The sequence below is a fragment of the Streptomyces sp. NPDC048001 genome, from assembly GCF_043203115.1.
Lineage (GTDB): Bacteria > Actinomycetota > Actinomycetes > Streptomycetales > Streptomycetaceae > Streptomyces > Streptomyces sanyensis.
Map to the genome: position 1 here is coordinate 103,716 of NZ_JBIDBN010000007.1, position 23,071 is coordinate 126,786.

At 72.0% G+C, this 23,071-nt stretch carries 14 protein-coding genes; 3 read left to right on the forward strand and 11 right to left on the reverse strand.

All coding sequences use genetic code 11. The features are described from left to right. Positions 1 to 60 precede the first annotated feature (60 nt). The 3 genes from ACGF15_RS14485 to ACGF15_RS14495 form a co-directional block, all read right to left on the reverse strand. Entirely contained in the window at positions 61 to 459 is a 399-nt protein-coding gene (locus ACGF15_RS14485) for a hypothetical protein (protein ID WP_362609560.1), read from the reverse strand. A 968-nt stretch (positions 460 to 1,427) separates the two neighbouring features. Next, a complete protein-coding gene (locus ACGF15_RS14490) occupies positions 1,428 to 2,468 on the reverse strand; it encodes an NlpC/P60 family protein (protein ID WP_392798985.1) in 1,041 nt (346 codons plus the stop codon). A gap of 271 nt (positions 2,469 to 2,739) precedes the next feature. Then, on the reverse strand, positions 2,740 to 3,123 hold the full coding sequence (locus tag ACGF15_RS14495; RefSeq protein WP_345614988.1) for a metalloregulator ArsR/SmtB family transcription factor: 384 nt from the start codon (positions 3,121 to 3,123) through the stop codon (positions 2,740 to 2,742). Positions 3,124 to 3,217: 94 nt separating this feature from the next. Between ACGF15_RS14495 and ACGF15_RS14500 the strand changes: the two genes are divergently transcribed. Then, entirely contained in the window at positions 3,218 to 5,200 is a 1,983-nt protein-coding gene (locus tag ACGF15_RS14500; protein WP_392798988.1) for a heavy metal translocating P-type ATPase, read from the forward strand. Positions 5,201 to 5,446: 246 nt separating this feature from the next. On the opposite strand, the gene ACGF15_RS14505 is transcribed toward ACGF15_RS14500, so the two are convergent. Genes ACGF15_RS14505 through ACGF15_RS14520 form a run of 4 tightly spaced genes read right to left on the reverse strand, consistent with a single transcriptional unit; the run spans position 5,447 to position 11,189 of the window. Next, positions 5,447 to 6,646: a sugar ABC transporter permease gene (locus ACGF15_RS14505; protein WP_392798991.1), complete on the reverse strand. Its 1,200-nt coding sequence runs from the start codon at positions 6,644 to 6,646 to the stop codon at positions 5,447 to 5,449. Next, positions 6,643 to 7,422, reverse strand: a complete 780-nt coding sequence (locus ACGF15_RS14510) for an ATP-binding cassette domain-containing protein (RefSeq protein ID WP_392798994.1) — start codon at positions 7,420 to 7,422, stop codon at positions 6,643 to 6,645. The genes ACGF15_RS14505 and ACGF15_RS14510 overlap by 4 nt, the downstream gene beginning before the upstream one ends. 25 nt (positions 7,423 to 7,447) lie before the next feature. After that, a complete protein-coding gene (locus tag ACGF15_RS14515) occupies positions 7,448 to 8,572 on the reverse strand; it encodes a substrate-binding domain-containing protein (protein ID WP_345614985.1) in 1,125 nt (374 codons plus the stop codon). Positions 8,573 to 8,585: 13 nt separating this feature from the next. Then, positions 8,586 to 11,189, reverse strand: coding sequence for a SpoIIE family protein phosphatase (locus tag ACGF15_RS14520; RefSeq protein ID WP_392798997.1), 2,604 nt, complete (start codon positions 11,187 to 11,189; stop codon positions 8,586 to 8,588). 533 nt (positions 11,190 to 11,722) lie between these two features. On the opposite strand from ACGF15_RS14520, the gene ACGF15_RS14525 reads away from it, so the two are divergent. Then, positions 11,723 to 12,844 (forward strand): PP2C family protein-serine/threonine phosphatase, encoded by a 1,122-nt coding sequence (locus ACGF15_RS14525; protein WP_392799000.1) that lies wholly within the window; start codon positions 11,723 to 11,725, stop codon positions 12,842 to 12,844. A 205-nt stretch (positions 12,845 to 13,049) separates the two neighbouring features. On the opposite strand, the gene ACGF15_RS14530 is transcribed toward ACGF15_RS14525, so the two are convergent. From ACGF15_RS14530 to ACGF15_RS14540, 3 genes are all read right to left on the reverse strand, one after another. After that, positions 13,050 to 13,862, reverse strand: coding sequence for a serine protease (locus ACGF15_RS14530; protein WP_392799003.1), 813 nt, complete (start codon positions 13,860 to 13,862; stop codon positions 13,050 to 13,052). 537 nt (positions 13,863 to 14,399) lie between these two features. Further along, the gene (locus tag ACGF15_RS14535; RefSeq protein ID WP_392799006.1) at positions 14,400 to 15,248 is read right to left on the reverse strand and encodes an NAD(P)H-binding protein; all 849 of its coding nucleotides are present in this window, start codon (positions 15,246 to 15,248) and stop codon (positions 14,400 to 14,402) included. Then, a complete protein-coding gene (locus ACGF15_RS14540; RefSeq protein ID WP_392799009.1) occupies positions 15,245 to 15,670 on the reverse strand; it encodes a nuclear transport factor 2 family protein in 426 nt (141 codons plus the stop codon). Before ACGF15_RS14540 ends, ACGF15_RS14535 begins: the two co-directional genes overlap by 4 nt. An 85-nt stretch (positions 15,671 to 15,755) precedes the next feature. Between ACGF15_RS14540 and ACGF15_RS14545 the strand changes: the two genes are divergently transcribed. After that, a complete protein-coding gene (locus ACGF15_RS14545; protein ID WP_362740703.1) occupies positions 15,756 to 16,364 on the forward strand; it encodes a TetR/AcrR family transcriptional regulator in 609 nt (202 codons plus the stop codon). 197 nt (positions 16,365 to 16,561) lie between these two features. Here ACGF15_RS14545 and ACGF15_RS14550 read toward each other — a convergent pair whose 3' ends face one another. Next, positions 16,562 to 22,780, reverse strand: a complete 6,219-nt coding sequence (locus ACGF15_RS14550) for a DNRLRE domain-containing protein (protein WP_392799012.1) — start codon at positions 22,778 to 22,780, stop codon at positions 16,562 to 16,564. Positions 22,781 to 23,071: the final 291 nt, after the last annotated feature.

Sequence of the window (23,071 nt, forward strand, 5' to 3'; positions counted from 1 at the left end):
CGTGTCGGGTACTCGTTCGGGAGGCGGCCGCGCCGTGCGCCGCAGGGGAGCCGAACGGGTCTACACGCGCCACCGGCAGACGCGGATCTGCGTCGAGCGGCCGGATTCCGCCGCGGGTGCCCGGCCGTTGGGCGGACTCAGGGCCCGGGGCACGGGGGTGGCCGGGCCGTCCTCGTAGGACGCGACGAGCCCGGTGGCGTCGGGCGCCTGCCTCGTCGCCAGGTGGGTGTCGGCGGTGAGGCCCGGGGTGGTGCAGGAGCCGGTGTGACCGTGGTGAGGGTGCTGGTGCCGAGGGGACCGGCCTTCGGAGTGGCCGATCCCGAAGGAGGCCGCGGCGGCGGTCTGTGCGTCGGCGTGGCCGCGCGCGGCCTCGCCGAGGGGGGTGAAGCACAGTACCGCCGCGAGCAGAAGGGCGTGGGCGACGGCGGCGAGCAGAGGGATACGAGGACGGCGGGGCATGGTTCCTCCGGGTGGCACGACTCCTCGGCTCCGTAGAGGAGCAAGAGGGACGGGCGACCGCGATGGCTCGCGGGCGTGGGGACGTGCGGGCCCCTTTCCGCCGCGCACGGGCGCGGGTGCGCCTCGGCGGCCGGTCCGGGGTGGGGCGTCCTACACCCGAAGGGCTGCCGAGGTTCTGGAGAAGGTCGAACCCGAGGCGGTGGCCGCGGTCGTTTCGGTGCCGGTCGCGTGGCGGAGTCCGGCGCCCCACGGCGCGTGGGACTGCGGGGAGGCACCCGGTGCACCGGGCGCCGGTGCCCCTTCCGGGGTCCGTGGGGAGCATTCGTGTGCCGGGATTTCCGGATCGTGCTCGCCGTCGATTCCGCTCAGGGTGTGGGCCGTGAAGGACATGGCGGCAGGCGCGGAAACTGATGGTCCGTGCGGGTCTGCCCCGTGACCGGCCAGAAGGGCGAACAGTAGCCCGGCCAGGCCGAGTAGACGCCGTAGCCCCGCCGAAACGCGGGACTGCGACGCACGCGGGCGCGGCTGGACTGTAATCACGCCGTTATGTTAGCCGCCTTTTGGAGTGGATTCGAGTTATCTCCGCAACATGGCGCGAATAAGTCGTGGAGACACTCGGTCGATTGTCTGGTTTGGAAGGGTCGGTCATAGTGTTTACTAAGAAGCTAAAAAATAAATAACCTCTCAACCGCGCCCCGCGCGGCAAGGGCCGGGGGCGGCCCCGGACCCGCTGTCCGGTCCGCGGGTCGGCCGGCGTCACAGCGGCGCTGGTGGCGGCCGTCGGCAGTTCCGCGGCTCCGCTTTCGGCCTTCGGGGTGCCGGTCGGGCGGATTCGGCCTCGGGGTGCCGGTCGGGCGGCCGTTGCGGACGCAGGGGGACGGGGGCCGGGGGTGGTCGCGTCGTCTCCGGCGCGGCGTCGGGGAAGAGGGCGCCGTACCCGAGCGGCCCTCCCCCTCCGTCGCGTGGCGTCAGCCGATGCGCACGCCCCACATGAAGGGCATGCCGCTGCGGGCGATCGACTCGTAGCGGACCTGCGCGCCGGGCTTGGGTGCGTGGAGGATCTGCCCGTTGCCCGCGTAGAAGCCGACATGGCTCAGGTCGCTGCGCATGATGACGAGGTCGCCGGGCTTCAGTGCGTCGAGGGAGCCGATGCGCGTGCCGGCGCCGGCCTGCCCCTGGGAGGTGCGCGGTATCGTCACGCCGGCCTGTCGGTACGCCCAGGAGGTCAGGCCGGAGCAGTCGAACGAGGACGGGCCGCTCGCGCCCCAGACGTAGGGCATGCCGACCCGGCTCTTGGCGGCGGCGAACGCGGCGGCGGCCCGCTCGGAGGTGCTCGCCTCGTTCCCCAGGTCCACCCGCTCGCTCGCGCGGTTGGCGCGGTCCTCCTCTTCGGCGATCCGGGCCCGCTCCTTCGCGGACAGGGTGTTGAGGAGGCGCTGCGCCTCGCGCAGTGTGCCCTGGATCTCGCTCTTCCGCCTGCCCAGCTCCTTCTGCAGGGAGTCGAGTTCGCGCAGTTGCCCCGACGCCTCCCTGCGCTGCTGCCGGAGCCCGCGCTGCTGGGAGAGGAAGTGCTGCAGGGCGGCGGTCTGCCGCTCGCCCGCGCGGTCCAGGGCGGATGCGGTCTCCAGGTAGGTGTCGGGGTCCCCGGAGAGCAGGAGCTGGAGTGCCGGGTCGAGCCCGCCCGAGCGGTACTGGCCGGCGGCCGCGGCGCCGATCCGGTCGCGGAGCTCGTTCAGCTCGCCCTGCTTGCGGGCGGCCGCGTCCTGCAGCGTCGCCACGTGCTTCCTCAGTGCGTCGGCCTTCTCCCTGGCCCCGTTGTACTTCTCCGTGGCCTGGGTCGCCTGTTCGTACAGGCGGTCGACCTGCGCCTTGACGCCCTTCTTGTTCGGGTCGGGCAAGGGGTCGGCCGAGGCCGCCTGGGGGGACAGGGCCACAGCCGCCGCGGCGGTGGCGGTGAGGACGCCGGTGTAGCGCGGTCCGGGCTGCTTCGGGCGGCGGTGGGAGGCCACTGCGGAGCTCCTTCTTCCTCGGCCGCCGACAGGCTGGTCGTCCCGTCGGTGCGGCGGGGCCTTCGCCGCCGCCCTGTCTGGGCGGCCGGCTGCACGAAGGCTTTGAATATTCTAAGCGGATTAGATGTGTGGGATTCACGAGGGCCCGGACTCGGTGCCCGCGGCGCCGTGGCGGGCACCGGGCCGGCCGCTGGGTCGTGCCGCGCTGCGGCCCGCGCCGCATGGTGTCGAGGTCCGGCCGGAGCCCCGTGCGGACGGGCTCGGGCTCAGGTCACCGGTCGTCTCCCGGTGCCGCGCCGAGATCGGCCGGCAGGTCGCGGATGCCGCGGCGCAGATGCTCGACGTGGTGGAGCGCCTGGTCGAGGAGTTCGGCGACGTGGTTGTCGTACAGCGCGTAGACGATCGACCGCCCCTGCCGCTCGCCGGTGACCAGGCCGAGGTTGCGCAGCAGGCGGAGCTGGTGGGAGCAGGCCGAGGCCTCCATGTCGACGGCGGCTGCGAGATCGCCGACCGAGGCGGGCCCCTGTCGGAGCCGGGCCAGGATGTACAGCCGCGACGGCGTGGCCAGGGCCTGGAGGGTCGCGGCGACTTCCGCTGCGCCCACCGTGTCGAGCCGTTCGCGCGTACTGCTGTCGGCGTTCGTTCCGTGGCCCATGGGGCCATGATACGGACGCAATGCATGAAGAACTGTTCAGGTATTCAGGTAACGTGGCCGTGTCGTCCGTCCGCCCGTGAAGGGTTGCGCTGTCATGTCTCCTGTCCTGGAACGGCCCTCGCCGGCCGTTGCCGGCACGCCGTCCGCCGTCCCCCGTCGGCGCACCCGCATCCTGGCCCTGCCGGAGGCCCGGTGGGCTCTCGCGGCGCTCGTGCTGTTCCTGGCCGCTCTCCCGCTGTACCTGCTGGACGCACCGGCATGGCTGTGGGGCCCGCTGTTCGCGGCCACATACGTCGCCGGCGGCTGGGAGCCGGGCCGGGAGGGACTGAAGGCTCTCAGGGAGAAGTCGCTGGACGTGGACCTGCTGATGGTGGTCGCGGCCCTCGGCGCCGCCGCGATCGGCCAGGTCCTCGACGGCGCGCTGCTCGTCGTCATCTTCGCCACCTCCGGCGCTCTTGAGGCCATCGCCACCGCCCGTACCGCCGACTCCGTGCGCGGCCTGCTCGACCTGGCCCCGGAGACCGCGACGCGGATCGCGGACGACGGCACCGAGGAGTCCGTACCGGCGGACTCCCTCGCCGTGGGCGATGTCGTCCTCGTGCGGCCCGGGGAGCGGATCGGTGCCGACGGCCGCGTACTCGACGGCGCGAGCGACGTCGACCAGGCCACCATCACCGGTGAGCCGCTGCCCGCGGCCAAGCAGCCCGGCGACGAGGTGTTCGCCGGCACCCTGAACGGCTCCGGGGCGCTGCGGGTGAAGGTCGGGCGCGACCCGTCCGAGTCGGTGATCGCCCGGATCGTCGCCATGGTCGAGGAGGCCGCCGAGACCAAGGCGCCGACGCAGCTGTTCATCGAGAAGGTCGAGCAGCGCTACAGCCTCGGCATGGTCGCCGCCACCCTGCTGATCTTCACGATCCCGCTGCTCATGGGCTCGGATCTGCAGTCCACGCTGCTGCGCGCGATGACCTTCATGATCGTCGCCTCTCCGTGCGCCGTCGTTCTCGCCACCATGCCGCCGCTGCTCTCGGCGATGGCCAACGCGGGCCGCCACGGCGTCCTGGTGAAGTCCGCCGTCGTCATGGAACGCCTCGGCCAGATCGACACGGTCGCGCTCGACAAGACCGGCACCCTCACCGAGGGCACCCCGCGCCTGACCGACCTGCGCCCGCTCGACGGGTCCGGCCTGGACGAGGACGTGCTCCTGCGCCTCGCGGCGTCGGCCGAGCACCCCAGCGAGCACCCCCTCGCTCGCGCAGTGGTGGAGGCGGCCCGGGCCCGTGGGCTGGACCCGGTGCCGGCGGTCGGCTTCTCATCCACCCCCGGCACCGGTGTCACCGCCACGGTCGACGGCCGTGCCGTCGCGGTCGGCAGCCCTGCCCGCCTCCTCGACGACCCCGCCCACCCGGCCGCCGTCCTGGCCGCCGCACTGGAGGAGGAGGGCCGCACCGCCGTCGTCGTCACCCTCGACGGCCGCCCGGCCGGTGTGCTCGGGATCGCCGACCGCCTCCGCCCCGAGGCCGCCACCGCCACCCGCGCCCTGGCCGAACTGACCGGCCGCACCCCGGTCCTGGTCACCGGCGACAACCCGCGCGCCGCCGCCCGCCTCGCCGCCGAGGTCGGCATCACCGACGTACGCGCCGGACTGCTGCCCCAGGACAAGGTCGCCGCCGTCCGCGGACTCCAGGACCGCGGCGCCAAGGTCCTGGCCGTCGGCGACGGCGTCAACGACGCCCCGGCACTGGCCGCCGCCCACACCGGCATCGCCATGGGCCGAGCCGGATCCGACCTCGCCCTGGAGACCGCCGACGCCGTCGTCGTCCGCGACGAGCTCGCCACCATCCCCACCGTGGTGAACCTCTCCCGCCGCGCCCGCACGCTCGTCGTCCAGAACCTCGTCATCGCGGGCACCTTCATCGCCGTCCTGGTGGCCTGGGACCTCGTCGGCACCCTGCCCCTGCCGCTCGGCGTCGCCGGACACGAGGGCTCCACCGTCCTCGTCGGCCTCAACGGCCTGCGCCTGCTCGCCGACGGCGCCTGGCACCGCGCCCGCCCCTCGGCTCACCCGGACGCGCCATGAGCCGCCCCCGAGCCTGTGGCAGGGGGACCGCCCCCGCCCGGGCGGGCGCGGTCCCCTCGAACGCCGGTGGGGAGCGGGCCCCGGCCGGTCCGCCTGGCCGACGGCCCCACCCGCCCTGGCAGGCACGTCGTGAGTGCGTCCGCCGCTCCGGCCGGCCTCCGGCGCGGTCGCCGCGCCGGAGGACGGCGCCGTGGCCCTGACGTCGGGACGGCGGGCGGCCGGGCGTACCCGCCCAGGCGTACCCGCTCAGGCTCTGCCGTGCGCCTTCTGGGCCTGCCGCACCAGGGAGTCGACGACCACGGCGGCCAGCAGCACCCCTCCCGTGATCATGAACTGCACGGCCGCCTGGATGCCCAGCAGGGCCATGCCGGAGGCGATCGACTGGATGACCAGGATGCCGAGGAAGGCGGACCAGGTCGTGCCGTGCCCGCCGAACAGGCTGACGCCGCCGATGACGGCCGCGGCGATGGCGTTGAGCAGCAGCAGGCCGGTGCCCGAGGTCTGGCTGGCCGAGGTGATGCGCGAGGCCAGGAACAGTCCGCCGACCACCGCCATGGACGCGGAGACCGCGAACACCGAGATCCGCACCCGCACGATGTTGACGCCGACCCGCCGCGCCGCCTCGGCACCGCCGCCGACGGCGTAGACCCGCCGTCCGTACGGTGTGCGGCGCAGCAGGAGGTCCAGCCCCGCGACGACGACGAGGAAGATCAGGAGGGCGAGCGGCAGGCCCCGGAACTGGTTGAGCACATAGGCGGCCGCGAAGACGATCACCCCCACCGCGCCCGTGCGCAGCGCGATCTCGGCGAGGGAACGGCACGGCATCCCGGTGGCCCTGCGGTGCCGCCTGTCCCGGTACGAGGCGAGGAAGTACACGGCCGTGCCGAGCGCCGCCACGCCGTACGCCACGGCGACGTTGCCGAAGTAGTGGCTGGTCAACGTGGCGACCAGGCCCTCGTCGTCGAGGTTGACCGTGCCGCTGGTCCCCAGCAGGTACAGCATCAGGCCGCTCCAGCCGAGCAGCCCCGCCAGGGTCACCACGAACGCGGGCACGCCGACCCTGGCGAAGAAGAACCCCTGCACCAGCCCGATCGCCGTGCCGCAGAGGATCGCCACGATCACGGCGAGCCACTCCGCCATGCCGTTCTGCACGTTGAGCACGGCGAACATGACCGCTCCGAAGCCGCTGACGGAGCCGACCGACAGGTCGATCTCGCCGACCAGCAGCACGAAGACGATGCCGACCGCGATCAGCCCGGTGCCGACGATGTCGACGCTCAGGTTGGAGAGGTTGCGCGGCGAGAGGAAGTTGCTGTTGAGGCTCTGGAAGATCACCCAGATCAGGAGGAGCCCCATGACGACCGGGAACGAGCCGAACTCGCCGCTGCTCATCCGGTGCCGGACGGTCTCGGCGTGGCCCTTGAGGTCGATGCGGCGCCCGCTCACCGCCCGGCCTCCCCCGGGGGCGAGGCGCGGCGGGTCACGGCGTCCCCCGTGGCCCCCGTGATGGAGGCGATGATCTGCTCGTGGGACGTGGTGTTCACGTCGAAGAGGCCGTTGTTGCGCCCCAGGCGGAGTACCGCGGCGAGGTCGGCCACGGCCTTGACGTCGCCCATGTTGTGGCTGATGAGCAGGACGCCCAGGCCGTGGTCGCGCATCCGCTCCACCAGGTCGAGGACCTGGGCGGTCTGCTGGACGCCGAGGGAGGCGGTGGGCTCGTCCAGGAGCACCACCTTGGGATCGCCGAGAAGCGAACGGGCGATGGCGACCGTCTGCCGCTGGCCCCCGGAGAGGGCGGCCACGGGGAGGCGTACGTTGGGGATGCGGATGGCCAGGGTGCTCAGCAGGTCACGGGTGCGGCGCTCCATCTCCACCTCGTCGAGGACGCCGATCCGCCGGATCTCGCGGCCGAGGAAGAGGTTGCCGACGACGTCGAGGTTGTCGCACAGCGCGAGGTCCTGGTAGACGGTGGCGATGCCCAGGTGGGTGGCGTCGCGCGGGCGCCTGACGTGCACGGGCTCGCCCTGCCACTCGATGACGCCCCGGTCCGCCAGGCTCACTCCCGCGATCACCTTGACGAGGGTCGACTTCCCGGCGCCGTTGTCGCCCATCAGGGCGACCACCTCACCGGCGCGGATCGTCAGATCGACGTCCGTCAGGGCCTGGACGGCGCCGAAGTGCTTGGAGACGCCGCGCAGGGCCAGGAGGGGAGGAACCGCCACGGGTACGCACCTCCTTCCCGTCCGATTACGACGTGAGTCCGGCCCTCTCGCAAGCCGGGGCGTACTTCGGGGTGCAGATCTGATCGATCGTGTACATGCCGTCCCTGACGAGGGTGTCCATGATGTTGCCGACGTTCACGGACACGGGGGTGAGCAGGACGGCCGGGATCCCCTCGTCGGTCGTGTTGTCGATCTCGTCCCCGGCGACGGCCTCGACGGGCTCGCCGCGGCTCAGCGCGACGGCGATCGCGGCGGCGGCACGGGCCTGCGGGGCGAAGGGCTTGTACACGGTCATGGTCTGCTCGCCCTCGACGATCCGCTGCACGGCGGCGAGCTCGGCGTCCTGACCGGTGACGGGGGGCAGCGGGCTGATGTGGTTGGCCCTGAGGGCCGTGATGATGCCGAACGCGAGCGCGTCGTTGGCCGAGTACACGCCGTCGATGCTGTCCGGCCCGAGGGCGGCGATGGCACCGGTCATGTTCCTGTGGGCGTTCTCCGACCGCCAGCCGACGGTGTCGTACGACTTGCCGATCCTCACCTCACCCGCCAGGACGGACAGCGCACCCTCCTCGAACCAGGCGGAGTTGGGGTCGGCCGGGTCCCCGTTCATCATGACGATCTGCGGCCGGTCGTCCTTGTCGCCCATGGCCTTCAGCAGCGCCTCGCCCTGGAGCCTGCCGACCTCCGCGCCGTCGAACGAGACGTACGCCGCGATCGGGCCCTCCGCGAGCCGGTCGTAGGAGACCACCGGCACGTTCGCGTCGGCCGCGTTCCGGACCGAGCTCTGCAGCGCCGCCGAGTCGACGGGATCGAGGATCAGCACGTCCACCCCCTGGGTGATCATGGTCTCGATCTGCCCCTGCTGGGTGGCCACGTTGCCCTGGGCGTTGGCGTACTCGATGGTGCAGTCGGGGCAGAGCTCCCGCACCCGGTCCTCGATGAGCGGCCGGTCGAAGTTCTCCCAGCGGGCCGTGTAGGAGTCGGGCAGCAGCAGACCGATCTTCACAGGTCCCCCCGCACCGCCGGTCTGTTCGGGAGCGGAGCCCGAATCCGCCGCCTCCCCGCAGGCGGCCAGGCCCGCGAGGAGTGTCAGCACGGCCAGAAGGGCGGCCGCCCTGCCCGGACGGCCCCGCAGCTCGGGGTTGCGCACGCGAACCACCTCCTCACTCCGTCCGGCTGCCCGGCCGCCGCTCCGGCTCCCCGGCGCCGGGCTCGCCCTGGGGTACGACGATCTCGCTCCACACCTGCTTGCCTCCGCTGACCGGCACCGACCCCCAGGCCGCCGACATCGCCTCGACGAGGAGGATGCCGCGGCCCCCGGTGGCCTCCCAGTCCACGATCACCGGCTTGGCCGGCGCCCGCGGCGACGAGTCGGACACCGCGATACGCAGCCGGTCCCCGGCGCGGGTGAGGTCCAGGCGCACCGCGCCGTGGGTGTGCACCAGGGCGTTGGTGACCAGCTCCGAGACGATCAGCAGGACGACGTCGGCATCCTGCGTCACGTCCCACGCGCGCAGGGTGCGCGCGGTGAAGCGGCGCGCGTGCATGACCGCGTCCGGCAGCCGCCACGCCGTCCAGCCGACCCGGATCGGCCGGACCTTCATCCCGTCGTAGCGCAGGATGAGCAGCGCCACGTCGTCGTCGCGTCGGCCGGGACCACCGAGCAGCGCGTCGGCCACCCGGCCGGCGTCGGACGGGTCGGTGGCGGCGAGCACGTCGCGCACGCGGCGGGTGCCCTCCTCCAGATGGAGGCTCGCGGACTCGACCAGGCCGTCGGTCATCATGGCCACGACGGCGCCCGGGGCGAGTTCGACCGAGGTCAGGGGGAAGTCGGCCTCGCCGAGCACTCCCAGCGGCGGCCCGCCCTCGGCGGCCACCTCCTCGGTGGTGCCGTCCGGATGACGCAGCAGCGGCTGCAGATGCCCGGCCCGCACGATCCAGGCCACGCCCTCCTCCATGTCCAGCTCGACATAGCAGCAGGTGGCGAACAGGTCGGTCTCCATGCCGACGAGCAGCCGGTTGGCGTGGGAGAGGACCACATCGGGCGGATGGCCCTCCACCGCGTAGGCACGGATCGCCGTGCGCATCTGGCCCATGATCGTCGCGGCTCCGGCGCTGTGCCCCTGCACGTCCCCGATGACCAGGGCCGCCCGGCCGTCGGTCAGCGGGATGACGTCGTACCAGTCCCCGCCCACTTCCAGCCCGGTCATCGCGGGCAGGTAGCGGGCCACGGCCACCCCGCCGGGGAGCGTCGGGAGGCTGCGGGGCAGCAGGCTGCGCTGCAGCATGGTGGCGAGCTCGTGCTTGGCGTCGTAGGCGTGCGCGCGCATCAGGGCCTGGCCCACCAGACCCGCCGTCGCGGTCAGCAGCGACCGCTCCTCGGGGCTGAAGGCGTGCTCCCGGTCCCAGCCGACCAGGCACACGCCCACCACCCGGCCCTGGGCGGGCAGCGGAAGGACGGCGAGACCGCCGGGCCCGACGCCCGCGAGCCCGGGCTCCAGGTCGGTTCCCGCGGCCCACAGGCTCGTACGCCCCTCACGCAGCACGGTCTCCAGCGTGGGCAGGACGCGGGTCGGGGCGTCCGGCCACTCGCCGCGCCACTCGGACCGCCAGGACTCCGGCCAGGCCCTGGGGTCCGGCGGGTCGAGCACGGTGACCACCATCCGATCGCCCTCGATCTCCGCGAGCGCCATCCGGTCGGCGCCCAGCGGCTCGCGCAACGCGGCCACCACCGCCCGGCTGACGTCGCGGACGGTCATCGCGTCGGCGAGCACGGCGGACAGCCACTGGACCCGCGAGACCTCGTCGGCCCGGGGGCGCAGATGCGCGGCGTCGGCGACCACCCCGAGCACGCGCTCCGGCCTGCCGGCGGCGTCGGCGAGCACCCGGCAGCGCAGCCGCAGCCAGCGCTGCTCACCGGTCGGCCGCCGGACGCGGAACTCCAGCTCGCGGCTGCCGGAGGCCATCTGACCGGGCTCGACGACGGACATCAGGGCGGGCACGTCGTCCGGGACGGTGTGCGCGAGCAGGGTCGCCACCTGGCCGTCGAACGCGTCCGGAGCGATGCCGACCAGGGTGAGCAACCGTTCGTCGGCGCCGATCCGGCCGGTGCTCAGGGCCAGGGTGAACGAGCCGACGTCGAGGTGGTCCAGGGCCGCCTGCGCTCCCGGCGACGTCGCGGGACCGCGGCTCCGGGGCTCCTCCGGTGGTCGGCCCGGCCGGTCCTCCGGGTGGCCGTCGCCTTGTCCGCCCGGCCCGCCGCCCGCCTGGAGGCGCGCGGCGACCTGGTCGGCGTACAGCTCCAGAAAGCCCCGGCGGTCGTCCCCGAAGCCGTCGGCGGCGTCGTCCACGACGACCAGGCAGCCCAGGCGCCTGCCGTCCGCACCCAGGGGCAGCACACCCAGCGACATGCCGGGCGGCAGGGTCCCGGGACCGCTGTCGCCGTAGGCGGCGACCTCCGCGGAGCCCAGCCACAAGGGCCAGCCCCGCTGGTAGGCCTCGACGACGGCGGACCGCCCCGTCAGGGCGTAGCCCGCCGGCAGTCCGTACCGGGCGACGGGGCCGCCGGCGGACCCGGCCAGCCGGAGCTCGTCCCCTTCGCCCACCGTGTAGACAGCCGCCAGCGCCGCCCCCGCGAAGGTCCGAACCTGCGCGGGGGCGGCCTGCTCCGCCGCATGCTGCCAGCCGGCCCCGGCGTCGCGCGGCCCGACCCTCAGTCCCGACCGGGGCCCGGGAACGCCGGCCCCGGCACCGTCGTCATTGGGCATCTCGTCATCCCACCGTCACCCCCTGCTGCGAGTCCTGGCAGGCAAGGGTGTGAAAGGCGCTCACACCTCTCAGAATGGCACAGCCGTGGGAACCCGCCACGGCTCGCGCGGCACCGCGGGCGTCGGGCACCACCGCGCAGCGGCGTCTCCCCCCCCCGCGGACGCTGCCTGCGGCCCGTCGCCACCCTTCGCCCCACGGGACCGTCGCGGCGCGCTCGTCGAAGGCCGCGAGGACGCCCTCGACGGGCCGCTCGGCCGTGGCACCCCGATCGCCGGGCGGCAGACCCGGGCCTGGTGCGGGGGTGGTGGACGTCCCGGCGGCCCGCCGGTGCCGTGGGGAGCGGTCCGCAGGAGGCCAGGGGACGGCCGGACCGAGGCCGAGGCCCGCGTCGCGGGGCGGGTCACGCCGGGCCTCCCGCGGGCACGGACGCCCGGACAGGAGATCGCCGGAGCGAAGGGTGGAACACTCGATTCCGGAGAGGCAGGCTGTATCCATGCGAGCGCGCTTTCGCAGCACAGCCCCTCCGCCAGGCGTGGACAGCCGCAGCCGGTCCCTCGTCCGGTTCGCGCGGTGGGTGCCGTTCGCGGTGGTGCTGATCGCGCTGGTCATCGAGTTCTCACCGGCCAACTTCCTGGTCACCGGCACCTTCCTCACCGCGATGCCGGCGGTGGCCGCGTTGACGATGGGGCCGAAGGGCATCCTCTCGGTGACGGCTCTCGCCCTGTTCACCGACCTGGTCTCCCCGGCCTACGACCACGCGTACTACAGCAACATCGCGAGTCTGCTCCTGGTGTCGCTGGCCAGTGTCACGATGAGCAACGCCATCCGCACACGCAGGGAGGACGAACTCGACCAGGTCCGCCGGATCGCCATGGCAGCCCAGGAGGCCATCCTGCATCCGGTGCCCGCACGGCTGGGACCGGTGCGGGCGGCCAGCATGTACCTGGCCGCCGAGACGGGGGCGCAGATCGGCGGCGACCTCTACGAGGCCGTGCAGACGAGGTACGGGGTCCGGCTGATCGTGGGCGACGTCCGGGGCAAGGGGCTGCCCGCCGTGCGTGCGGCCGCAGCCGTGCTGAGCGCGTTCCGGGTGACCGCGCACTACGAGGAGGAACTCGCGGAGGTGATGAACCACTGCGAGGCCGCGCTGCGCCAGGAGCGTGCCGTGCCCGGCGCGGTAAGCCAGGAGGTGCTGCTGGAGGGTTTCGTCACCGTGCTCATCGCCCAGGTGTCCGACACACCCGAGGTCCAGGTCGTCAACTGCGGCCACCCGCCGCCGCTGGTGCTGCGCCGGGGGAAGGTCCGGGCCCTGATGCCCGCCTCACCGCTGCCGCCCCTCGGCCTGGACGACCTCTTCACCGGTCCTCCCGTGAGGGCGGAGAGCCACCCCTTCGCACCCGGCGACCGTCTGCTGCTGTACACCGACGGTGTGATCGAAGCCCGCGACCCCGACGACCACGACTTCTTCGCCCTGCCCGAGGCCATGGAGGCCGTGGACCCCTGCACCCCCCACGAGTTCCTGGAAGAACTCCACCGCGGACTGATCCGCCACACCGCCGACCGCCTGGCGGACGACGCGGCGATGCTGCTCGTCGACCGTCTCGGCGAAGAAGAGGCCGACGAGCAGCCGGCGCGGCTGCCGTCCCCCGGGTGACGGGCAGTCAGTTCCCCGGCCGCTTCCCGAGCCTGGGGGGATCCGCCCGGGGAAGGCGCCCGGGGAAGTCACTCGGGGAAGGCGCTCGGCCACACCACGGGCGTCGCCGGTCCGGGGCTCGCCCGTGGATCCGGGGGTGTTGTGTCCTCGCGGCCGTCCGCGCGCCGGCCCCACCGCTGCGCGCGGGCGCGGGTGGAACGGCGGCTCAGCCCACGACGTAGGTGGCACCGGGGGTGTTGCGGAGAATCCACTGCAGGTAGGAGGTCACGCGGGTGTGGACGCTGGGGCTGTCGGTGGCGCAGCCCCGGCCGTGGGAGATGACGCCGATCACGAGGGGACGGTCGTAGTCCACCTGGTGGATCAGAGGCCCGCCGCTGTCGTACTGGCAGGTGTCCCTGCCCGGCGTGTGGGTGCAGATACTGCCGGAAGTGAGGTCCCGCACGCCTCGGTTGGCGCACTCGTCGTTGGTCATCGTGTCGAGGACGACGCTCCGGAGGGTGGTGCTCACCGGGCCGCCGAAGCTGAGGGTGCCCCAGCCCAGAGCCCTCACGCGGATGGTGTCGAAGGCACCGGAGGCGTACTTCCAGGGCAGCTGGGCTTCCCTGATCCCCTCGTTCCTCTCCACTGCGCGCGAGAGTGTCACCACGGCGATGTTGTTCGCCCCGGAAGTGAGGTCGAAGTTCTCGTGCACCGTGATGCTGTGGACCGGGACCAGCTTCGCGTGGGGCGTGTCCGCGCCGGTGCTGTAGTCGTGGTCGCCGAGCAGGACCGCCAGGTTGCCCGCCCGGGCGTTCGGTCCCCGGAGGCAGTGCGCGGCGGTGATCAGATGGCTGGGCGAGATCAGTGTCGCCCCGCAGAACACGCGCTGCTCCGAGAGGTCGACCAGGCCGGCCATGAACCGGTGGGTGCGGGGGTGCGCCTCCTGTCCTCCGACGATCGCCGTTGCCGGCCCGGCCTGCAGGCCCGCCGCCAGGCACGCGCCGATCAGCAGCACGGCCAGTTTCCTCTTCCAGCGCACAGCAGTTCCTTCCGCTTCCGGACATGTGGGCCGCGCACATGATGCTCGCGCCGCCGCCCGATTCCGGCCGGGGCACCGTGCCCGCCCGGCTTCTCCCGTGACGCACCCGGCCGCCGGGCATCGCCGTGCCCGGCCTGGTACGGCCCTGTGCCCCTTCCCACCCCGAGCACGGGGGATTCCGGAAGTCACCCGAAGGGGTTCCAGTCCTGGCGCTCCTGGCGCTCCTGGCGCTCCTGGCGGACGGTGGATCCTGGTCGTGAACCCGTCGACCAGGAGCTTCGCCGTTCCGCAGGTCCGTCCCACGCACAGTCGGCGCCGTCAGGCTGGAAACGGCTCACGAACAAGCCCGCCCGGCACGCCGTCGAGGGCGGCCGGGCGGGCGAGTGCTTCGGCTGCTCCAGAAGCACCCCGTCACCCTCAGCCACCGTCGATTCGGCGTGAAGCCGGTGGCATCCGCCGGCTCCCAGGCCGTCCTCGTCGTGCCACCACGGCTCGCCCAGCAGCATCGTCTCGGTGTGGAGGATCGGGGCGGGACGGTCAGTTGCTGCAGCCCAACTCCCTCTCGAGGAGGGCCCGGAAGGTGCGCGGGGGCCGATCCGTGAGGCGCTGGACGGTGTCGGTGATCCGGTCCTCTGCTCCATGGGCGATGGCACGGTCCATGCCGGCCAGCATTGCGGCGAACTCCACCGGCACATGCGCCGTGAGGCGATCGCGCAACTGCTCGTAGGACAGAGAGCGGTGGACGACGGGCCGACCGGTGACCTCGGTGATGACCGCGGCGACGTCGTCGTGGCTGAGTGCCTCGGGTCCGGTGAGGACGAGATCGGCGTTGGGGGCTTGCTCGTCGGTCAGAGCGCGTACGGCGACGGCCGCGATGTCATCGGCGTCGACGAAGCCGACCCGGCCCGTGCCGGTGGCGGTCCAGATGATGCGCTCGTCACGGATACTGCGAGCGTGCGCGTGCGTGCCGGTGACGTTCTGCATGAACCACGAGGGCCGCAGTACCGCCCACTGTTCGAAGAGGCCGGGCAGGGCCTGGTGCACCGTTCCCACCGCCGGGCCGCCCTCGGGGATGGCCGAGGAGCTCAGCAGCACCGCGCGGCGCACGCCGGCAGTGCGGGCCTGACGGAGGAACGGCAGCATGATCGCCGCGGGCTCGGAGTCGCCCACGGGCGGTATGAGGTAGACGTGGTGGACGCCGTCGAGGGCGGCTGCGTGGGTGGAGGGATCGTGCCAGTCGAAGCGGACCGGCTCGGCGCCGACGACCGGGGTGGCCCGACGGCTGGCGGCCTTGACGCGGTGGCCTGCGGCCGTCAGCTGTGCCGCGGTGCGGCTGCCGGTGGTACCGGTGGCGCCGATGACCAAGGTGGTGCCGGTGGTGGTCATCGGCTGCTCCGGGTGAAGTCGGTGCCGGGCTCAAGGACGGCGAGGGGGTTCCGGTAGTCGCGGTAGGAGGTGATCCGCCCCTCTCGCACGGTCACGACGGCGATGTACGTCATGTCGAAGGGAGCGCCGGTCTCCACCAGACGGCCGACGCCGCGCATCTCGACCACGATGGTCTCCGGGTCGGCGGTCCGGTGGATGCGCAGGTCGGGGAAGTCGTGCAGATCGATGTGGTCGGGGTAGTGGCGCATATAGGCGGCGACGGCCTCCTTGCCCTGCAGACGCCGGGGCCGGCCTTCGGGTGCGAAGGGGAGTTCCATGAGGCCGTCCTCGGCCCACAGGGCGACCCACGCAGGAATGTTCTTGTCGAGCAGCAGCCGCAGGCTGTGGCGGTACAGATCCGCCGGAGAAGTCGGTACGGGCATGGGTATCCTCCAGATCCAGAATCCGGACCCTGGGTCCAGTTTGACGATACGGACCGCGGGTCCGGTTTGCAAATGGAGGAGCAGCATGCCCGAGCGCAAGTCCCGTAAAGACGCCGCCCGTAACCGGGAGGCCGTGCTCGCAGCCGCCGACGCCCTTTTCGTCCGCCGCGAAAGTCCCGCTGACATCACCATGGCCGACGTCGCTTCAGCGGCCGGCGTCGGCAAGGGCACGCTCTTCCGGGCCTTCGGCGATCGCGCCGGGCTGCTCCGCGCGCTGTACGAGGCACGGCTCGAACCGCTCAGGGGGGCCGTCGAGGCCGGCCCACCGCCCCTGGGGCCCGCCACCTCACCGCAGGATCGCGTACCCGCCCTGCTCGACGCCGTCCTCTGTTTCAAACTGGACAACCGGCGCCTCGCGCTGGCCCTGGAGGAGAGCGGGAGCAGCAGCCCGTACCAGGCGGAGCACTACCAGCGGTGGCACAGTGTCCTCCAGGCCGTACTGGAGCAGATCCCCGGCCTGGCCGACAGCGACTTCACCGCCCACGTCCTGCTCGCCGCCACGCGAGCCGACCTCGTCGAGCACCTGGCCGGAGCAGAGGGCGTTCCGCGGGAAAGAATGCGGGCGCAGTTGGCGAACTTCGTCACCAGAGTCCTGGCCTCCGGCCCACTGCACGGGGCGACCGCCGGGGAGTGATCGAGGATCGGGCGAGACCTCGGTCAGCGGGGGAGTCCGTGGTGACCCTTGCGCGGTGGCCCGGGTGCCATCCGGGTGCCGTGCCGGCTCGGCAGGCCCTGCGTGGGCACTCCCTCATGGCCTGGCGCCAGAGTCGCCCAGTGGGGCGGCGCCACCTGGCGCCGCCCCACCTTCACCGAACCGCTACGGCCGTTCGGCTAGACCCACGTCTTCCCCTTCGCATTCGACTTCAGCTTGTGCTTCTTGACCTTGTCCTTGCAGAGCCGGCACGCGGTCTGCTTCGCCTTGCCGTAGGTCCAGGCAGTGATCTTTCCTCCCACACTCCTGCCGACCGTGTTGTTGTACGAGTCGGCCTTCGAGTCGCGCTTCGCCGCGGCGGACTTGCCGGCGTTCTTCTCGTGCGCGTTGCCGAGGGACTTCGCCAGGTACGACCCGACCGACCAGGTGAGCATCGCCTGCCAGATGCAGTGGCGGTAGGCGTTCTGCTTCGCTCCGTTCGAGTACCTCTTCTTGGCCTCGCCCAGTGCCCAGTTGGTCACGTAGACCATGTCCGCGCACCACAGGAGGAACAGAGCGCAGATCGCGGCTTCCGGTACGAGCCCGCCGATGGCGTAGTTCCCGCTGATGTCGTAGCAGTTCACCGGGTCGCCGAAGCAGTAGTCGTAGGAGCTGGCGTTGCCTCCGACGATACGGTCGGTGGAGAGGAATCGGCCCGTGGCCGAGTCGTACAGGCGCACCCCCATCAGTGTGGCGGTGCTCGGCGTCTCCGACGAGCGCCGCTCCGCGCCGATCCAGCCGTACCGGGCCGGGTCGGTGCCGGGAAGGCGGTTGCCGAACTCGTCGTAGCTGCTGACCACCGGAGTCGTGGCGTCCACCAGCGGAAGCTGCGTGGCCACGTCGCCGTGGATGTTGGTGAGCTGGAGGACCACGTCACCGGTGGCGCCGGTCGTGGCGATCAGGTCTCCTGTCAGGTCCGACAGGTTCCGGGTGATCCTGCTGTCACCCTCGTTGATCCATGTGGGGTTGTCCCCGTCGGCCCCGTAGTGGTTGCGCTTGGTCGAGGCCGTCGACCAGGTTCCGTTGTCATCCTGGTTCTCGGTGGTGAACGAGGCGAGCCTGCCGGCCGCGTCGAGGTCCCAGGTGGTGCGCTCGGAGCCCGCCGTGATCTGGCGGACGAGATCGTTGGCGAAGTAGGAGTTCCGGGCTCCGCTGCTCTGGGCGGTGGTGCGGCCGAAGGCGTCGTAGACCGTACCGGCGGAGCTCAGCCTGTCGGCGGTGTCGTACGTGGAGTTGACCGTCTTCGTGGTGGGCGCGCCGCCGTCCACGTCGTCGACCGTGGTCACCAGGGACGTACGGTTGGTGTTGGCGTCGAACCCGTAACTGCGGTGGGTGGTGACGCCGGCCTGGGTGTCGTCGGCCTTGGTCAGGCGGCCTGCCGCGTCGTAGGTGTAGCTCTGGTACGCTCCGCCGCCCGTGTAGGTGGTGCGGGACACGACCTGGCCGTGGATGTTCTCACTGACCGACTCGCCCTGGATGGTCCAGCCGGACTCCCAGTGCCAGTAGCGCGAGGTCTCGTTCCCCGTGGGGTCGAGGTTGTACTCGACGTCGATGCTCCATGGCAGCCTCTGCTTGTAGAGGCGGCCGTCGGAGTCGTAGAAGGCGCTGACGTCGCCCGTGCTTCCGAGCGCCGAGTCGTGCATTCCGGTCGGCTGGCCGGTGAGGCTCTGGTAGCTGTAGGTGGTCTCCGAGGGGACCGAGTCGGTCCTCCGCGTCACCCGGTCGCGGCGGTCGTACTCGGTGCGCGTGACATTGCCCGCACCGTCGTCGTACGAGATCTCACGGCCCAGCCTGTCGGTGACGTGGCGCACCATGGCGGCCCCGTCGGAGACGGTGACCGCCTGCCCGTTGGCCGAGTCGTAGGTGATGGTCTGCGTCGGTACGGCGGTGCCGGCTCCTCCCGTGATCGTGCTCTTCGTACCGCGCCCGGCGGCGTCATAGGTGGTGACCGTGGTTCGCGTCACGCCGTTGGCGGTCTCGGTGACCTTCGCCACCTGGCCCAGGCGGTTGTACTCCAGGGTTCTGGTGGGCAGTTCGTCGGGGTTCGGGCCGCCACCGGTGATCTTGCCTGCGGGGCCGCTGGAGCAGAGCAGGTCGGCCCATTCGGGACGCCCGGAGCAGGCGCCGGTCCCGTCCGCGGTCCAGTAGCGGGAAGCCACCGTCCCCGCGTCCGCGCCGTTGGACTTGGGCTGCATGCTCTTCAGGATGCGGCCCTGCGCGTCGAACTCGGAGGAGCGGGTCAGCCTGATCCCGTTCGGGTCCGTGACCGTGGCGGTGGGCAGGCCCTTGACCCAGTCGTAACGGGTGTTGGTGGTACGAACATCGCCGTCGTTCGGGTAGCCCTCGATGAATGCGCCGGTTGATGCGGTGGTCGGCTGGTCCGCGACCCGGGCCGACCCGTCGGTGGGACGGCCTTCGTCGTACCGGGTGACGGTGTGCCGGCGCGCCGCCACCTGGGTTCCGGCCGCGATGGTGGGGCTGTCGGAGTCGCCCTGGAGCTGCTGGGTCAGGGTGACCAGGTGGAGCGGGCCGTACTGCTGCAGCTGCCGCTTGCCGTCTGCGGAGAACTCCGAGACCGTGGCCAGCTTGCGGGCGCGTTCCGCCGGCGAGTCGGCGAGGATGCCGAGTTGGCTCTGCGTGGTGACCTGGTAGTCGGCGTTGCCGAGCGCGAGTTCGCGGTTGGTGGCGCCCAGCTCCAGGACGACGTTGCCGAAGGAGTCGTACTGGGTGGTGGCCAGGTGACGGCCGGGCAGGCCCGTGTTGACCTGGAGGCCCGAGGCATTGGTGTAGGTGATGGTCGCCTTGTCGTAGTCACCGGCGTTGAGGTCGTTCCCGCTGTGGGATGCCGGCACCTGGTCGGCCGGGAAGACGGCGGTGGCGTCCGTCGGTGCGTCCGTCTGACCCCATGTCAGGGCCTCTGCCGGGGACAGCTGATTGGGCGCCTTGGCACCGGTGAGGGGTATGTCGTAGACCAGCGAGGTGGCTGACGTACCGCCGTCGGTCTCGTCCCTGCTGCCCGGCTTCAGGGTCGGCCGGGACGCGGAGAGCAGCATGCCCTCGCCCGCGACCGTGCTGGAGCCGGCCTTCCCGTACGAGAAGGTCCACGGCAGCTCGCCCGGCGGGGTCTGGGTGACCACCCGGCCCGCACTGTCGTAGGTGTAGGTCGTCTTCAGCGCGGGGGAGACCCTCGGGTCCCACTGCTCACGCAGGCGCCCCGAGGCGTCGTAGGCGTAGTTCGACACGACCGCGGCCGTGGCGTTCGCCGCACCGGGGTCGGTGGACCACAGGCGGATGCGGGCGACCTGCCCGGCGTAGTCGCCCGGCGTGCTCCCGGTGGCCGTGGTCGTGGTGGCGTACTGGTACTCCAGGATCCGGCAGCCCTTGGTGGAAGGGGTGCTCGCGCACGTGGCGTTGGTGACCGCCGAGGTGGGAGCGATCACGTACTTCGGGCGGGCCAGGACGGCGCTGCCCACGACGACCTTCTCCGAGATCAGAGAGGTGGTGGAGTTGTCCGTCGGGAGGCTGCTCTGGGAGAGCTGCCATATCGTGGCGGCCGTATCGATCTTGGCGAACCGGGAGACGGTCCCCTCGGTGTCCTCGAGGGTGAAGGAGCCGGTCAGGCTGCCCGTCAGGGTGAGGGCCTCGGCGCCCTCCTCGGGCTTCCAGCCACCTCCGCTCGTCGCCGTGAAACCGGTCTCCCCGCCGTCGATGTCCACCACCGCGACCGAGGTGTTCGACGTCTTGCGCAGGTACAGCGATTCGCTGGCGGAGAGCTCCGCGGCAGCGCCCGCGGTCCACTGGGGACCGAAGATGGCCACCTGGCCCTCCTGCTGTCCGCCCTCGGAGGGACGGCGCGAGGAGGCCGTGCGGCTGGCCGTCAGGCCGAACGCCGAACTGTCCGTCTCGGTGAGCACGAAGTCGCCGGTGAGCATGTTGACGTCACCCGGACCGGCGGCCTGGGTGGGTGCGGCGCCCGCCTGCCGGTCGACGGTGATCGAGGTGGCGGGGGAGGCGTCAGTGCCGGAGCCGTCGGTGAAGACCGCGCGGACGTCGATCGGGCCGTCCTCGGTGAGGCTGCTGGTGATGTCCCACACCAGCGCCTCGGGCAGGCCACCGCTCACTGCGGCCGGCCAGGCGGCGAGGGCGGTGTTGTCCGCCCGGCGACGCACATCGGCGAGCGGGACGTCCTTCCAGGCGTCGGTCTCACCGCGCCGGTACTGGTAGCGCACCCCGGTGTCGGAGGTCTTGCCCTGGCCGGTCAGCACGGTCCGCCGCGCCGGACGGTCGCCCTGGCCCGGCGAGAGCAGGGCCGCGCCCGAGCCGGCGAAGAAGGTGAAGGATGCGGTGGCGGAGACGTTGCCGGCGGCGTCCCTGGAGCGTGCCGCCAGGGTGTGCTTGCCCGCGCGGAAGACGGGCGTGGCCGTCACTGGCGAGCCGGTGGCGGCGATCGACTGCCATGCCCCGCCGTCCAGCTGCCACTGGACCGACTTCACGTCCGTGGCCGGGGGAGTGAGGGTGAAGTCACCGGTGAAGTCGCCGTTGCCGTCCGGCGTGCCGGACCACTGGCCAGCGGGGAAGCCGGCCGAGGAGACCGTCGTCGCGGCAGGCGCCGTGGTGTCCACGACCAGTGTGCGGAACGCTGACCAGGCGCCGGCGGCGGAGCCGTCGGTGGCCCGCGCCCGCCACTTGTAGGAGCCGGCCGGCAGCGCGGCGGTCCAGTCCGCCTGGGCGCCCGAGGCGACCGCCGCGCTGTTGCCGGTGAGCAGGGCGGAGGTGCCGGTGGAGGTCCACACCTCGTAGTTGAGGGTGACCTGCGAACCGTCGCCGTCCAGGGCCTTCGCCGACAGTGTCGGCGTGGTGTCGTTGGTGGCGGCTCCGGCAGCCGGGGCTATGAGGGTCGGCAGGTCGGGAACCGAGTTGTAGGTGACCGAGAGATAAGGCGTGTTGGAGGCGGCGTTGCCGGAGTTGAAGCGCTTCCAGCCGGCCGGTTCGTTCTCGTTCGTGGCCCGCAGCCCCAGGTGGTTGCTTCCGTTGCCGTTCCCCGCCCACGCCGTGGCCAGAGAGGTCACGTCCGCGCTGACCCAGCCGTCGTTGCAGGCGCTGGAGTAGCCCTTGGTCTGGGTGCTGGTGGCGTGCTTCGCCGTCCAGGCCGGCTGTGCGGTCCAGCGTGATCCGCTGCCGGCGGCTCCGGTCGACCACACCTCCCAACTGGCGGGAGCGCAGGACCAGGAGTGGTACGCGAACAGGTTGAGCTTCGCCGCGGTGATCTGCTTGCCCGTGATGTTCTTCATCGGGAACGAGAGGAACGACCGGGCCACCTGCGAGGAGCCGTTGTTGCCGAGCTTGAGGTCCGTCGAGCTCGACTGGTCGGTCGTGTAGCCCTGCTGGACGAAGGTGTCGAAGCTGGCCCCGACACTGATCGCGGGGTCGATCGTCACGGGGAACCGCGTCGCGGGGTCGGCCAGGAACCTCGCGTCCGGCGTCAGGGTCAGAGTGACGGTGTCACCGTCCTGGACCACCTTCACCGCCACCGGGGCGGTGCGCTTGTGCTCACCGGACGACGAGTCCACCCTCGCGTCCCACATCACCGGCGCGGGCATGGCGCCCACGGGCCTGCCCTCGGAGTCCTTGAAGGAGACCGAACCGTCCGGCTTCGCCTCGGCGGTCAGGCCCCTGGCCGTGAGGCTGTAGGCAATGGCACCGCTCGCGTCGACGGCGGAACGATCCTTCAGTTCCAGGAACTGTTCGTAGCCGCTGCGCGTCGACTCGATCAGGAGGTCCGTCGCCGGGAGGGCGTTCCGGTACCGGGCGACGGTGTCCTCCTCGCCCTCGATCTGCGGCGCGGGCAGTGCCCCGTACCAGCCCAGCTGAATCCGCTGACCGGTCCGGCCCTCCAGCGTCACCAGGGGAACGCCGGCCGAAGCGGTCTTCCTGCCGGTACTCCTCAGCCCCTTGGGAGCCGCGCTCCGGCCGGCCAGGCGCAGTTCGTGGGGATGCCTGCGGGCCCCGACCGAACCGTCCGAGAGCTTCTGCAGGGAGATGTCGACGTCCTGCCAAGCGCCCCGGTCGTCCTTGAACCGGATCGGTCCGGTGTGCGCCTCCTCGGTCACCGAACCGTTGGGGTTCACGTGGACCGTCGAGGTCTCGGTACGCGCGTCCAGTGCCTCGATCCGGCGGTTCTGGATCTTCGCCTTCAGCCGGGCGGCCGCCACCGACCCTGCGGTCGCCGGCCCGAGGTCCTTCGCGTCGGCGGCCTTCTCAGCAGGAACGGCCGTGCGCTCGACGCCCATCGCCAGATGGGCGGTTCCGACCACGACCGTGGCTTCGAAGGCCATCGTCAGCACGACGGCCGCGGCCACCGGGCGCAGGCGCCTCAACTGAACGGGTGGCAGGAAGGGCTGAACGGACGGTGCGTTCGGTCTTCTTCCCGGCCACAGAAACGTGCCTGGCACTCTCACTCCTCGCACATGGTGCGGGTGTACCCCGCATGCACAGGGGATCCTCACATGTCGCAAACAGGTGTCAGCCAGTCAGTAAGCGGAGCAGGCACTTCCCTGACGGGTGCCCAGGGCTCACGAAGGGGGCATCCGGGCCATCCAACCGAAAAGGAGCGGGCAATCCTGGCGAAGTAGTCATTCGAGGAGCGTGGT

Excerpts from the sequence above, each read along its gene's own strand:
- ACGF15_RS14485 (WP_362609560.1), bottom strand. The coding sequence starts at position 459 with ATGCCCCGCCGTCCTCGTATCCCTCTGCTCGCCGCCGTCGCCCACGCC.
- ACGF15_RS14495 (WP_345614988.1), bottom strand. The coding sequence starts at position 3,123 with ATGGGCCACGGAACGAACGCCGACAGCAGTACGCGCGAACGGCTCGAC.
- ACGF15_RS14500 (WP_392798988.1), top strand. The coding sequence starts at position 3,218 with ATGTCTCCTGTCCTGGAACGGCCCTCGCCGGCCGTTGCCGGCACGCCG.
- ACGF15_RS14520 (WP_392798997.1), bottom strand. The coding sequence starts at position 11,189 with ATGCCCAATGACGACGGTGCCGGGGCCGGCGTTCCCGGGCCCCGGTCG.
- ACGF15_RS14535 (WP_392799006.1), bottom strand. The coding sequence starts at position 15,248 with ATGACCACCACCGGCACCACCTTGGTCATCGGCGCCACCGGTACCACC.
- ACGF15_RS14540 (WP_392799009.1), bottom strand. The coding sequence starts at position 15,670 with ATGCCCGTACCGACTTCTCCGGCGGATCTGTACCGCCACAGCCTGCGG.
- ACGF15_RS14545 (WP_362740703.1), top strand. The coding sequence starts at position 15,756 with ATGCCCGAGCGCAAGTCCCGTAAAGACGCCGCCCGTAACCGGGAGGCC.